This is a genomic window from Lysinibacillus sp. PWR01, assembly GCF_043359455.1.
In the GTDB taxonomy this organism is placed as follows: Bacteria; Bacillota; Bacilli; order Bacillales_A; family Planococcaceae; genus Lysinibacillus; species Lysinibacillus fusiformis_F.
Genome location: NZ_JBHERJ010000004.1, coordinates 1 through 12,926, shown reverse-complemented (window position 1 = coordinate 12,926; position 12,926 = coordinate 1). Strand labels below are relative to the sequence as shown.

Genomic DNA, 12,926 nt, shown 5'->3' with positions numbered 1-12,926 from the left:
AAAATGAATGATTTTTAATAGGGATATCAGCAATAAAAAATCGATTCTTAGATAGAATCACTTCGTTTCATCTGTGCTGGTCTAAAAGGATGATATTACCATCAGGGTCTTCAATTGTAAGATTTGCTGGCCCATTGCTTGTTTCATCTGCTTCAGATAATAATGACATCCCCTTTGCTTTAAGCTCTTTTTGAATAGCTCGAATGTCTGTAAATGACTGAAGATTCTCAGCATTTTCATTCCATCCTGGATTAAATGTTAAAAGGTTCTTTTCAAACATTCCTTGGAATAAACCAATGACACAACCTTCATTTTTCATAATGAGCCAGTTTTGCGTTATATCACCCATCATCACTTCAAATTCCAGATTTTCGTAAAATAATTTTGATTTGTGAATATCCTTCACACTTAAACTTACAGAGAATGCACCTAGTTTCATCATAATCCTCCAACAAAAGTTAATTTGGTAAATTAAGTATACTTTTTATTAAGATTTTTGTTATTATTTCTTCTTAAAAAATAGTAAATCACATAAAGTAAAGCCGAGTGAAAAAGCCATTGACCAAAATACAATTTGATAAAAATCGATTTTTGATGGCTCTATTACATAGTAAATGATTTAGCTACAACTACTATATAAAATAAAACAAATCATGAATTGATAGAACCTTTTTCTTTTATCTATTTTATTCAATTTTCTTATATTGATTAGAGATATCAAGACGAAGAAAATACAAAATAAAAGAAGGAAAATTAAAAAACTAAATACAAATTTTGCTGCAAGTAAATGATCAATATCCTGATATACAATAAAAAAGGTAATGATCATTCCAACTACAATTAGCATGTACAACATGCCTGTAAAAATCTTTTTCTTCAATTAGACTACCCCAAATTCTTTATTTATCGTTACGCCCATCTTCTCAATAATCATGCGATTTGTTAACTGGTAATTAATGCATGATACTTTATATTTATTTCGTACTAACAATAAAACAAATTTTTTTGTTCACAGGACGTATAAAAAATAATAGTTGATCTATACTATTAAAGATTTCACTTCAAATCCAATGACTAGGAGGGTTAACCCGATGAGTGCGATTGATCGATAACTCAGAAGGACCATCAAAGCTGAATAAGCTAAAGTACAGATTTCTTAGGAATATCTTAAGATCCTATGCGGAAGCGAGGCAGTGTGTCATGGAGCAAAAAATGTAAGTGGTAATCAGACCCGGAAATTTATTTCCGGGTTTTCTATTTTGTCTATCTATTTGCAATTAGGAATGGTTTATTCAATTTGTTCTAAAACCAAAATAAAACATAAAAAAATCACCTCGTTGAATAATTACGAGATGATTTTTAGCAAACTTTATTTTTTCTATATTAATTCCTTTGCCAGGAATCTATAGGTATTTAAACGACTTTCTAATTCATATTGATTGCAATTTAGCATCACTTCATCAAAGCCATAGCGTTCTTGCTCGGCGCTTAAAAAAGCAGCAACGTCTTGTGGGGTCCCAACAAGATTCGCCTTGCGATTATTGTCAATCGTCAATTTATCCATTTCTGTTAATGGATAATCCTTTGCTTCTTCAGGTGACATCGTTTGAATGATTTGCCCTTTCATTAATTGAAGACGAGAAATATCGATCGGTTTAGCTAAATATTCCGCTTCTTCTAATGTAGGGGCAACGGTTGCTGCATATGTCACAATGATTTGTGGTTTATCCATATAATAAGAAGGTGTGAAGTAGGCTTTATAGGCATCAAAGATATCCTTTGACATATTGCCAGTGAAAAATTGTGCATACGAATAGCCTACTCCCAATTGTCCAGCATGCATTGCACTCTGACCACTCGAGCCTAGTAACCAAGCCTCTGGTAATGAAATATGAGCAGGAGCTGCAACGACTTGATCATAGACATGTTCACCTGTTTTTTGATTATTCATCAGTTTTAAAATGATTTCGAGCTTATCATACTGTTCCGTGAAGCGTTGTCGTCTTCCCTCTGCCAATGCATAAATAGCTGCATGATCACCGCCAGGAGCTCTACCCACACCAAAATCAATACGATTTGGTGCTAGTCCCGACAATGTTTTAAAAACCTCTGCTAGCTTATAGGGTGAATAATGCATCATCATGACGCCACCTGTACCAATGCGTAGGCGTTTTGTTTTCGCAGCTAAAAAAGCAGCGGTTACTTCAGGAGCTGAACTCGCCAATGACTGACTATTATGGTGTTCAGCTAGCCACATTCGATGATAGCCAAGTTCTTCACCTAGTAGTGCTAGTTGTTCTGTACGTTGGAAGGCTTCCTCTGCAGAATGACCTTTTGGAATGGGCATTTGATCTAACATACTTAATCTCATTTAAAACATCCTCTCTGTCTCTAGCTCCCCCTTTTACTGTAATACAGTTTGGATGATTTACAAAATAAAAAACCTTACTCATAAGCTAGTTGTTTCTTTTCCCATGTGTGATAGACCATGCCAACAAGCTTTTGTTGTTGTTGCTGATTTAATACGACATCTTTAAATTTCATTGCCTCTAGAGAAAATTGCTGCGTTTGTTCGTTCACGACAAATTGGAGGATAGCATGTCCTTTTTCGTCTTGAAACGTTATATCACCTGATAATTCTACAACTTGTTCCCCTGTTTTCGCTTCATAATAGCGCCAGTAAGGTTCAAAAAAAGCGTAATTAAATGCATTTCGAACTGTGACATCCGAAAAATTCTCCAAATAACCTTCCTTTACGGTATCAATATACTCATGGTCTGTTATATCTTTTTTTGCATTAAAGACATACCCTACAAGTACTCCCATAAACACAACACAGAGAAATACGCGTATATGATTTCCTAAACTCATGTCATCACGTCCCCTTTACGTAAAAACACCATCATTTACATAATACATCAAAATAATGACTCCAAGTAGAAATTTTTTGAATAATGTAGAAATTATCATCAACCTTTATTCAATCACTTCATTTACTTCTATCAAAAAATAATGGAAAGCGTATTTACAGCCCACCCTCATTTCGCTACTATCAGTTTATTATGATAGAAAAGAGATGACCTATTGTGCCTTTTGATTTAGATGTAAATATTTTATTAATCTTACTCCTCTTCGGTTTTTTAGCAGCCTTTATTGATTCAGTGGTTGGAGGAGGCGGGCTTATCTCTTTACCAGCTCTTATGTTTGTTGGCCTTCCTCCCTCTGCTGCAGTAGCAACCAATAAATTGGCAGGTACGATGGGTTCCCTTACTAGCACAGTGACATTTTATCGCTCTGGTAAACTAGATATTAAAGCCGTCTATAAGCTATTTCCCTTTGTCTTTTTTGGTTCTATGCTTGGTGCTTGGATTGTCCACTTAATGGACCCAAGTGTATTGAAGCCCTTAATGCTGATTATGCTTGCAGCGGTGGCCATCTATACCATCTTTAAAAAAGACTGGGGCAGTATGACTACCTATAAACAATTAACGCCAAAACGCTCTATTATTTTTGTTATCGTAATGACGCTTATTGGCTTTTATGATGGCTTTTTAGGACCCGGGACAGGCTCATTTTTACTGTTTGCTTTTCTCATGGTTGGTTTTGATTTTTTACAATCGGCGGGGAATGCTAAATTCTTAAATTTTGGCAGTAATATAGCGGCCCTTCTTATGTTTATATACTTAGGACAAATAAATTATGCCTATGGTCTACCAATGGGCCTAGCACAAATTGCAGGTGCCATAGTTGGTTCAAAATTTGCCATTAAACGCGGCAGTGGCTATGTACGTAAATTATTTATCGTTGTGACCATTCTATTACTCTTGAAAAATACATATGACTATTTTTCATGATCAGCCGTTATACTAACGTATGCCAATACTATAGAACGATCAAACTTATCTCAATTGGGGTAAGTTTTTTTCATGGCATCAACTTTTTCCCTCTCCTCGTACGTCTAGTAAATGTATACAATTTGACAATGTTAAAAAAGGAGCTTCTTTGGACATGAGAACAAGAAATGCATTTCAACATGAAGAGGTGTTTGTCCAATTCATTCGAGAACAAAAAGAGCGTTTTTATTTGCTCGCGTATAGCTATACAAAAAATGAACAGGACGCACTAGATGTTGTACAAGACAGTATCCAAAAAGCCATGCTTTCATTAGATCGACTTGAAAATGTGACCTATATGAAAAGCTGGTTTTATAAAATAGTTGTCCGTACAGCCATAGATTTTTTACGTAAGCATAAACGCTTACAAGTGACAGATGATGATACATTACAATATTTAACACCTGCTCAAGAGGATGTTTATGAGAATGTTGACTTGGAGCATGCGTTGGATGAACTCCCGCAAATGTATCGAGAGGTTGTCATTCTCCATTATTTCGAGGATTTAAAACTCGCTGACGTGGCGAACATCCTCGACATTAAGTTGAGTACAGCCAAATCACGTCTTTATAAAGCATTAAAACTATTGAAAATACAACTGGAAGATGTGAAGGGAGAAACTGCACATGGATAAAAAATTACAGGAGTTAGAGAAACAATATATGAAAGTCCCGATTCCAAAAGAGCTAGACTTCGTGGTTGAAAAAGCACTTAAGCAAGGTCAAAAAAAGAAAAAAAATCGTACACCTCAATGGGTCCTTGGATCTGCCGCTGCAGCCATGCTATTTACAGCTGGTTTAAATGTAAGTCCTGCAATGGCACGTACACTCTCAGAAATTCCCGTGGTTGGTAGTGTGATAAAAGTATTGACTTGGACAGAATATGAAGTGGCTGAAGATACTTATGATGCCAACATTAAAGTACCTTCTATTGAAAACTTAGAAAATCAAGATCTGGCGAATACATTAAATGAAAAGTATCGTGCAGAAGGTAAAACACTTTACGATGAATTTATGGCAGAAGTGGGCGATTTAAAATTAAATGGCGGTGGTCATTTAGGTATTGATAGTGGTTTCGAAATCAAAACTGATAATGAACAAATTTTATCGATCGGCCGTTATGTTGTAAATACTGTTGGTTCGTCTTCAACGGTGATGGAATACGATACGATCGATAAAGAAAACGAAATTTTAATTACTTTACCAATGCTCTTTAAAGATCAGCACTATATTGAAACAATTAGTGAAAATATTAAAGAACAAATGCGTACACAAATAGCTGAATCGAATCAAGATAAAGTTTACTGGGTAAAGGGTGCTGGCCTTGCCGATGAAGAGTTAATGGAAGAATTTACAGCCATTAAACCTGATCAGCAATTCTACATTTCTGATAAAGGCAAGCTTGTGATTTCCTTTGATAAATATGAAGTGGCACCTGGCTATATGGGCGTTGTAGAGTTTGAAATCCCAACAGATGTCTTAAAAGAAGATCTTGTAAGCACAAAATATATTCATTAATTTAGCTTACGTTTCCTATGATGAGGTATTGGATGATGGTGTCATCCAATACCTCATTTTTTCATGAAACCATACCATTTTCAGCTTATAAAGCCGACTTTTTTTGTCAAAGCTAATATGTATCAATCTATGTTAGAGGGTTTTCAACATGAAAAGTGTAGGATCAATCAGTATTTTACATGTCATCTTCCTATCAATGACTGTTATTGGCTTAAAAAATCATGTAACCATTATTCCTCCACTGCTAGATGTGGCCAAAAGAGATGGCTGGCTATCTGTATTGTTTGCTGGAGGAATTATTTTCTTTTGGCTATTTTTATTAGTATATATTCAATCGAAATCTAAACAGGAGCCCATCCGAGATTGGCTTGATTCAAAAATCGGGAAAATTGGCTCTACTATTGTTATTTATACAGTTGCTATTTTTTTAATGATTATCGCAGCTTTTACAATGATTGAAACACTGCAATGGGTTAATACTACATTTTTACCTCAAACACCTGTGATCATCTTATTATTTATCTATACCATTCTGTGTATTCTTCTTGTGGCGACTAGCTTACAGACAATTGTCATTTTAAACGTTTTTGTATTATTCGGTGTAGTTATCTTTGGCTTTTTCGTTGCCTTTACGAACATGCAGGTAAAAGATTATGAATTATTGCGTCCATTTTTTGAACATGGATTCCAGCCTGTATTGCGAGGCATGATTTTCCCTGCATCCGGGTTTATTGAGCTTTTAATGTTGCTATTTTTACAGCATCAATTTAAGGAACGTATTCGCTGGTACCATTTTGCTATTATGCTGGCGATTTTAGTAGGATTGACGTTAGGACCATTAATTGGGGCCATTACAGAATTTGGACCAAATGAAGCGGCTAAGCAACGCTATCCTGCCTATGAAGAATGGGGATTAGTAACAATCGGTCGCTATATTGAGCATCTTGACTTTTTCTCCATCTATCAATGGCTAACAGGAACCTTTATTCGCGTAAGTTTCCTGTTATATATCGTGGCAGATTTATTGAAAATGACAGGAAATCCAAAGCGTATATGGCAAATGCTTGCTCCTCCCTTCTTTATCCTTTGTTTACCATTAATTATGCTAAATGAAAGCTTATTTTTGAAGGTAAAAGGAAATTATATACTAACTTCCACTTTTATTTTTTTCTTTGTGCTATCAATATTTTTCGTTATCGTAGCTTTCTTGTCGGATAAATCTTCTAAAAAGGGGAAAACTGAAAAACAAGACATGAAAAGTGGTGAATCGTAATGCCTCAGCAAGAGCAGCTGGATCTTAGTACGCTCAGAAAATTATTTCAAAAATCAGCAGATATTCAATTTCAGGAATATATGTTTAATCAGCAGAAAATACACTTTATTACGTGTGATGCCATGATTGATCAACAAATGCTTAATGAAGTGATTATTCAACGTATTCAATATTTATATGATCATTTGGATGAGGTTCCCTTTGAAGAGAATATTGCAAGGCATCTTCATGTTCCGAGTATTCAAAAAGTCCAAGACAAGGAACAGCTGATTACATTGGTCTATAGTGGCTTCTTGTTGTTGTATTTTGATGAAGACAATCTTTTGTATGCGAGTAATATTGCCCAAAAGCCAAATCGTCAACCTGAAGAAACGCGCATGGAGGTTCTTGTTAAAGGACCCAGGGATAATTTCATTGAAGATATTCGCGTCAATATTGCACTGATACGAAAACGCTTGCCGACCAATTCTTTTTGTGTAGAAAAAATGGAGCTTGGAAAACGATCGAAAACTACGGTAGCCATTCTTTATTTTGATGATATTGTGGATATGGATATTTTGCATGGAATCAAAAAGCAGCTTGCAGCCGTCGATACGGATATTGTTTTTAGTGGCGATTTATTGATGGAACGGGTGAATAAAAATTCCAAGCTTTTTCCGAAGTTTGATTATACAGGGCGCCCTGATTATGCGGTTCAAGCCTTGGCAAGAGGTCGATTTATCATTTTTGTAGATGGTGTCGCCTACGCCGTCGTTACACCTGTTAATCTGTTTCTATTGCTGAAATCGGCTGAGGATAATGAATACCCTATTATCTTTAGTTCACTCGAGCGATTATTAAGGATATTCGGTATTTTAATTGGGTTATTACTCCCTGCATTCTGGCTTGCCTTAACAACCTATCATCAAAATCAATTACCGCTTCAACTACTCGCAACCGTTGTGCAAGCAAAATCGGGCTTACCGCTTCCCTCTTCGCTTGAAATGCTGCTAATGTTGCTCATGTTTGAATTGTTTCGTGAAGCAGGCTTGCGTCTTCCCTCCGTTATAGGTGGAACCATCAGTGTTGTAGGTGGATTAATTATCGGGGATGCAGCCATTCGAGCAGGCGTAACGAGTCCTGAAATGATTGTTGTCATCGCTATTTCTACGATTGCCTCGTTTACATTAGTGAATCAGTCACTTGTTACTTCCGTCAGTATATTACGTGTCGCCTTTATCTTTGCCAGTGCCTTTTTTGGATTATTCGGCTTCTTTGTTTCTTTATATCTGACCCTGCTTTACTTAAGTAATATTCGAATATACGGTTACTCTTACATGAATCTGGCAACAGATCTAAATTGGGCTACCATTAAAAAATCCATCTTTCGTTTATCACCTAAGGGCTATACAGAGCGCAACAAAGCACTTGCTCCTCAGGATTATACACGAACATCAAAAGGGCATGAAAACAAAGATTCCCAAAATTAAAACCAATAGCATCCCTTCAAAGCTGATAGGGATGCTATTTTTGTTCGCTCAAATATTTTGTGTCCTTTCTTTAATAGCGTCCAGTACACTTTCCCAATGATTTTTCATTTCTTCTCGTACTGTCTGATCAGAAAGATGTTCTTGATGAAAGCTAATGGTCGTTTTATTACGTTCTTTTGGTAAAATACGGATTTGTATGGTAGAAGGTTTTGACCACTCTTCCTTTTGCCAAGTCAATCGAAGCTGCTCTAACGGTTTAACAATCCTAATTTCGCCTGTCCCCGTCTTTGAATGGTACTTGTGCCCAGGCTCTAGTATAACTGCAGTGCCTTCACCCAACCATGCATGTACCCCTTCTGCCGTCGTAATCAGCGCCCATGCTTGCTCCTGCGAGATTGGAAATGTCCTTCTAACTCCTACTTGAAAGCCGACACTTTTCGTTTGACCGATGATTTTTTCGTTATCCATTGCTTCACCTCTACTATTTCATGATTTATAGTGGGACTGTTGTGTTCTATTCGATTTACTTGCTTAACATTCCTTCTATGTATTCACAAATTTCACTAAGTAAGGATTATATTTGTACTTCATACAAAATTGATTAGCACAGAAATATCACTTTAGAGCAATTAACCAAAACTCTGGATTTTTCATATTAAAAAAACCCAAGTTCAAATAATTTGAGTACTTGGGATTTACTTTATTTATAATCAATTAATCAAAATCATTCTCTTCCTCAATTTTCCGAATGACGCCTGTCTTTGCATTTATTTCTACTTCGTAAATCTTATTCTGAGCAGTCAAAATAAATATTTCATAGACTAAAGTTCCATTTTCCATATCCATGCCATAATGTATGATTTGACCTGGCACCCTTTGCATGGCAATTTGCATAGCATATTGAAGCGATACCCTTTGATTATTCGATGGCATTACCATTCAATCATCTCCCTCTTACTACATAAACCTATATTATGCTTGTAGGGAAATAGTGTGCTTTTGATACAACATAACCAGTACAAGTAACTAAGGGAACCAACTAAAAAAGGGAAATTGTTTTAAAAACAATCTCCCCTTTCCTTCATTTACGTCAATTCCACAAAATCTTTCTGAACGCTTTGTTCTGTTTGTCCTTTGCGAAATTGAATATGATGGAGTTTGGCAAAGATACCATTTTGAGCAACAAGCTCGTCATAAGTACCATCCTCTTCAATCCCTTTCGGTGTCACAACTAATACGCGATCTGCATTGCGAATAGTTGCCAATCGGTGGGCAATAACTAATGTTGTACGATTTTCAGCTAGCTCTGTTAATGATTGCTGAATAATCATCTCTGTTTCCGTATCTAAGGCAGATGTTGCCTCGTCTAAAATCAAGATCGGTGGGTTCTTTAGGAACATACGAGCAATCGCTAGTCGTTGCTTTTGCCCCCCTGATAATTTTAAGCCACGTTCGCCAATTTGTGTATCGTAGCCATCTGGTAGCTCTGCGATAAATGCCTCTAAATGAGCCTTTTTCGCTGCCTCTCGAATTTCTGCTTCACTGGCGTCTAATTTTCCATAGGCAATGTTTTCGCGAATCGTCCCTGTAAATAAGAAGACGTCCTGCTGTACGATACCAATTTGAGCACGCAATGACGCTTGTGTCATATTACGTATATCGATGCCATCAATCGTAATAGCACCATTTGTCACCTCATAAAATCGAGGAATTAACGAGCAGATCGTAGTTTTACCAGCACCTGATGGCCCTACAAAGGCAATCGTTTGTCCAGCTTTTACATTAAATGATATATCACGTAAAACTTGTTTTGATGCATCGTAATTAAAATCAACATGATTAAATGCAATATCACCATCTAAGTGTTTAATGACCTTTGCATTCTCACGGTCTTGAATTTCTGGCTCCTGCTCAATTAATTCACGGAAGCGCTTAAAGCCGGCCATTCCCTTCGGATAAAGCTCTAGTAAAGCACTAATTTTATCAATTGGCTTAATCAGGACATTCGTATATAGCACAAAGCTTACAAGTTCACCATAAGACAGCTTTCCATTGAAGCTTAACCAAGCACCGACAACAAGCACTACTAGTGTTAAGAGGCGTGTCATCATGTAAATACTGGAGTGTGTTCCAGCCATAATTTTATAGGCATATAGTTTGGCCGCACGGAAAAATCCATTTTGTTCTTTGAATCGGCTTATTTCAAATGCTTCATTCGTAAAGGATTTTACAACCCGTACACCGGATACACTATCCTCTACACGCCCATTGACATCAGCAATTTTGCCGTACATCGTTTTCCATGCATTGTTCATTTTGACATTACTAAAGGTCACAAGCCAAGTTAAAAATGGCACCATGATCACTGCAATTAAAGCAAGTGTAGGGTTCACATTAAACATAATAGCAAAGGCACCAATAAAGGTCATTATCGCAATAAATAAATCCTCTGGTCCATGATGGGCAAACTCACCTATATCAAATAAGTCATTGGTAATGCGACTCATAATATGACCTGTTTTTGTATTATCAAAAAAACGAAATGATTGTCTTTGTACATGCGTAAATAATTCCTGTCGCATATCCGTTTCAATGTTAATGCCGAGTTTATGTCCTAAATAGTTTACGATAAAGTTCAAGAATGTACTAATTGCATAAACAAGCAGTAATAAGACACTTACTTTCACAATCATGCCCCAATCGCCTGATGGCAATAACTCATCGATAAACCACTGAACAGCTAATGGAAAGGCAAGCTCTAAGATCGCTACAATGATGGCACTCGAAAAATCGATGACAAACAATCGTTTATGTGGCTTGTAGTAGGAAAAAAATTTTCTATACATGTTTGTCCCCTTTCTAAGTTGTAAAAATTTCGCCTATCTTTTAATAGTACCATTTGTGCAATCGTAACGGAAAAGTATTTTTTCTCCATAGCAGTATATTTTTATTTACTTTCATTTTATTGCATGCTATTATGTTAGTAAGAATTGAATAGCTTTTGACTTTATTGTCAAAGGGGAGTAGCTAGCAGATGCGATCGAAGCATCTGATTCACATTCGTCATTACATGGTTTCTTACCATCGGGTGTGATGGCATAATTTGTCTCACAGAATACATTCTGTGCAACGAACAGTAAATTGCTTAGCAAGACCTTTGCCTATTTTTTAGGCAGGGGTCTTTTTCTTTTGCTTAAAATTGGGAAGAATATGTTAGAAGCAATCATTCATTTCTGTTCATTAATTAAAGGAGGAAACAAATTTGGAGGCAATTATTTTAGAATACGCATGGGTACTCGTCGTATTAATTGTATTAGAAGGTTTGTTAGCAGCAGACAACGCAGTCGTAATGGCAGTTATGGTAAAGCATTTACCAAAAGCACAACAACAAAAAGCTTTATTATATGGATTAGTGGGGGCATTTGTTTTCCGTTTCGCCGCATTATTCCTTATTACAACACTCGTTAATTTCTGGCAAATCCAAGCAATAGGTGCAGCTTATCTATTGTTTATGTCTATAAAGCATATTTATGATTCACGGAAAGCATCCCAAAACTCCGAAGAAATCCAAGAGCCGAAAAAACAATCTGGCTTCTGGATGACGGTTGTAAAAGTGGAACTTGCTGATATCGCGTTCGCTGTAGATTCTATCCTAGCAGCGGTTGCTATTGCTGTAACGCTACCACATATCGGCGATTTTGATATCGGTGGTATTAATGCAGGACAATTCGCCGTTATGTTCTTAGGTGGTATTATTGGGGTCATCATGATGCGATTCGCGGCTCGTTGGTTCGTGAAAGTTCTTGATAAATTCCCTTCACTGGAAACAGCTGCCTTCCTAATCGTTGGCTGGGTGGGTGTAAAATTAGCTGTATTAACATTAGCACATGAAAAATTAGGTGTGATTCCACACGAATTCCCCCACTCTACTATTTGGAAAGCTATTTTCTGGATTGTCTTAGTTGCTATCGCATTAGGTGGCTACTTAATCGGTGTCAAAAATCAAAAGAAACAAGCACAATAATGATGAAAAATTCGCTTCGATTACGATCGGGGCGATATTTTTTAGCTTCCTTGAAAATTAAAAAGAAGGAATTTTCTAATTGAGAACGAATATCAATTAAATTTTGCATAAATTGCCTTGAAAATTAAATTTTTTGTATGTTACTACCTCTACACTGTATACTAGTAAAGAAGTCATTTACTGCAAAAGGAGGAAAACTTTTATGTTATCTGAAAAACTACACACAGCTCTTAATGAACAAATGAATTTTGAATTCTACTCTGCGCATGCCTATATGGCAATGGCAGCCTATTGCACTGATCAAGATTATGATGGCTTCGCTAACTTCTTTTTAGTACAAGCAGAAGAAGAACGCTTCCATGCCATGAAATTTTATAATTTCCTAAGTGATATGGGCTATCGTGCGACAATCCAAGGTTTTGAAAGCCCAGGCAATCATTTCGAATCCATTTTAGATGCCTTTAAAACGGCTCTATCACACGAAAAAGAAGTAACTCGTCGTATTTACAATTTATCAGACATTGCTTTAGATGAACGTGAGCATGCGACAATGGCCTTTTTAAAATGGTTCATTGACGAGCAAGTGGAAGAAGAGTCTACATTCGATACATTAATTCGTAAAATCGAGCGTATCGAAACTGACTCAAACGCTATCTTTATGCTAGATGCCGAACTGGCAACTCGTACTTTTACACCAGATGCGGAAGCGTAATATTTCTTATAAAAAAATCTGCCATTAAGGCAGATTTT

The 12,926-nt window shown here is 36.5% G+C and carries 13 protein-coding genes; 7 read left to right on the top strand and 6 right to left on the bottom strand.

The genetic code is table 11. The features are described 5' to 3' along the window. Nucleotides 1–67 precede the first annotated feature (67 nt). The 3 genes from ACEVFT_RS00285 to ACEVFT_RS00275 form a co-directional block, all read right to left on the bottom strand. Nucleotides 68–439, bottom strand: coding sequence for a VOC family protein (locus tag ACEVFT_RS00285; protein WP_205444086.1), 372 nt, complete (start codon nucleotides 437–439; stop codon nucleotides 68–70). A gap of 939 nt (nucleotides 440–1,378) precedes the next feature. Further along, a complete protein-coding gene (locus ACEVFT_RS00280) occupies nucleotides 1,379–2,371 on the bottom strand; it encodes an LLM class flavin-dependent oxidoreductase (RefSeq protein WP_205444087.1) in 993 nt (330 codons plus the stop codon). A gap of 74 nt (nucleotides 2,372–2,445) precedes the next feature. Next, a complete protein-coding gene (locus ACEVFT_RS00275) occupies nucleotides 2,446–2,871 on the bottom strand; it encodes a hypothetical protein (protein ID WP_036077327.1) in 426 nt (141 codons plus the stop codon). Nucleotides 2,872–3,086: 215 nt separating this feature from the next. On the opposite strand from ACEVFT_RS00275, the gene ACEVFT_RS00270 reads away from it, so the two are divergent. From ACEVFT_RS00270 to ACEVFT_RS00250, 5 genes are all read left to right on the top strand, one after another. Continuing rightward, a complete protein-coding gene (locus ACEVFT_RS00270; RefSeq protein ID WP_393947518.1) occupies nucleotides 3,087–3,854 on the top strand; it encodes a sulfite exporter TauE/SafE family protein in 768 nt (255 codons plus the stop codon). A 154-nt stretch (nucleotides 3,855–4,008) separates the two neighbouring features. Further along, the gene (locus ACEVFT_RS00265) at nucleotides 4,009–4,527 is read left to right on the top strand and encodes an RNA polymerase sigma factor SigV (RefSeq protein WP_004230723.1); all 519 of its coding nucleotides are present in this window, start codon (nucleotides 4,009–4,011) and stop codon (nucleotides 4,525–4,527) included. Continuing rightward, nucleotides 4,520–5,410, top strand: a complete 891-nt coding sequence (gene rsiV, locus ACEVFT_RS00260) for an anti-sigma-V factor RsiV (RefSeq protein WP_202341109.1) — start codon at nucleotides 4,520–4,522, stop codon at nucleotides 5,408–5,410. Before ACEVFT_RS00265 ends, rsiV begins: the two co-directional genes overlap by 8 nt. A gap of 148 nt (nucleotides 5,411–5,558) precedes the next feature. Beyond that, the gene (locus ACEVFT_RS00255; protein WP_393947516.1) at nucleotides 5,559–6,683 is read left to right on the top strand and encodes a GerAB/ArcD/ProY family transporter; all 1,125 of its coding nucleotides are present in this window, start codon (nucleotides 5,559–5,561) and stop codon (nucleotides 6,681–6,683) included. Further along, nucleotides 6,683–8,152 (top strand): spore germination protein, encoded by a 1,470-nt coding sequence (locus ACEVFT_RS00250; protein WP_342440818.1) that lies wholly within the window; start codon nucleotides 6,683–6,685, stop codon nucleotides 8,150–8,152. Before ACEVFT_RS00255 ends, ACEVFT_RS00250 begins: the two co-directional genes overlap by 1 nt. Nucleotides 8,153–8,200: 48 nt before the next feature. On the opposite strand, the gene ACEVFT_RS00245 is transcribed toward ACEVFT_RS00250, so the two are convergent. From ACEVFT_RS00245 to ACEVFT_RS00235, 3 genes are all read right to left on the bottom strand, one after another. Further along, nucleotides 8,201–8,620 (bottom strand): SRPBCC family protein, encoded by a 420-nt coding sequence (locus tag ACEVFT_RS00245; protein ID WP_393947514.1) that lies wholly within the window; start codon nucleotides 8,618–8,620, stop codon nucleotides 8,201–8,203. A 246-nt stretch (nucleotides 8,621–8,866) separates the two neighbouring features. Next, nucleotides 8,867–9,091 carry a PepSY domain-containing protein gene (locus ACEVFT_RS00240; RefSeq protein ID WP_393947513.1) on the bottom strand — a complete coding sequence of 75 codons (225 nt, stop codon included), beginning with the start codon at nucleotides 9,089–9,091 and terminating at the stop codon, nucleotides 8,867–8,869. Nucleotides 9,092–9,237: 146 nt separating this feature from the next. Then, nucleotides 9,238–10,998: an ABC transporter ATP-binding protein gene (locus tag ACEVFT_RS00235; RefSeq protein ID WP_393947511.1), complete on the bottom strand. Its 1,761-nt coding sequence runs from the start codon at nucleotides 10,996–10,998 to the stop codon at nucleotides 9,238–9,240. 416 nt (nucleotides 10,999–11,414) lie between these two features. On the opposite strand from ACEVFT_RS00235, the gene ACEVFT_RS00230 reads away from it, so the two are divergent. Continuing rightward, nucleotides 11,415–12,176 carry a TerC family protein gene (locus tag ACEVFT_RS00230; RefSeq protein WP_205444099.1) on the top strand — a complete coding sequence of 254 codons (762 nt, stop codon included), beginning with the start codon at nucleotides 11,415–11,417 and terminating at the stop codon, nucleotides 12,174–12,176. Between the two features lie 202 nt (nucleotides 12,177–12,378). Continuing rightward, complete coding sequence (locus tag ACEVFT_RS00225) at nucleotides 12,379–12,888, top strand: ferritin (RefSeq protein WP_009370301.1); 510 nt, start codon at nucleotides 12,379–12,381, stop codon at nucleotides 12,886–12,888. The last annotated feature ends 38 nt before the right edge of the window (nucleotides 12,889–12,926 follow it).

Excerpts from the sequence above, each read along its gene's own strand:
- ACEVFT_RS00285 (WP_205444086.1), bottom strand. The coding sequence starts at position 439 with ATGAAACTAGGTGCATTCTCTGTAAGTTTAAGTGTGAAGGATATTCAC.
- ACEVFT_RS00280 (WP_205444087.1), bottom strand. The coding sequence starts at position 2,371 with ATGAGATTAAGTATGTTAGATCAAATGCCCATTCCAAAAGGTCATTCT.
- rsiV (WP_202341109.1), top strand. The coding sequence starts at position 4,520 with ATGGATAAAAAATTACAGGAGTTAGAGAAACAATATATGAAAGTCCCG.
- ACEVFT_RS00265 (WP_004230723.1), top strand. The coding sequence starts at position 4,009 with ATGAGAACAAGAAATGCATTTCAACATGAAGAGGTGTTTGTCCAATTC.
- ACEVFT_RS00250 (WP_342440818.1), top strand. The coding sequence starts at position 6,683 with ATGCCTCAGCAAGAGCAGCTGGATCTTAGTACGCTCAGAAAATTATTT.
- ACEVFT_RS00240 (WP_393947513.1), bottom strand. The coding sequence starts at position 9,091 with ATGGTAATGCCATCGAATAATCAAAGGGTATCGCTTCAATATGCTATG.
- ACEVFT_RS00275 (WP_036077327.1), bottom strand. The coding sequence starts at position 2,871 with ATGAGTTTAGGAAATCATATACGCGTATTTCTCTGTGTTGTGTTTATG.
- ACEVFT_RS00255 (WP_393947516.1), top strand. The coding sequence starts at position 5,559 with ATGAAAAGTGTAGGATCAATCAGTATTTTACATGTCATCTTCCTATCA.
- ACEVFT_RS00245 (WP_393947514.1), bottom strand. The coding sequence starts at position 8,620 with ATGGATAACGAAAAAATCATCGGTCAAACGAAAAGTGTCGGCTTTCAA.
- ACEVFT_RS00235 (WP_393947511.1), bottom strand. The coding sequence starts at position 10,998 with ATGTATAGAAAATTTTTTTCCTACTACAAGCCACATAAACGATTGTTT.
- ACEVFT_RS00225 (WP_009370301.1), top strand. The coding sequence starts at position 12,379 with ATGTTATCTGAAAAACTACACACAGCTCTTAATGAACAAATGAATTTT.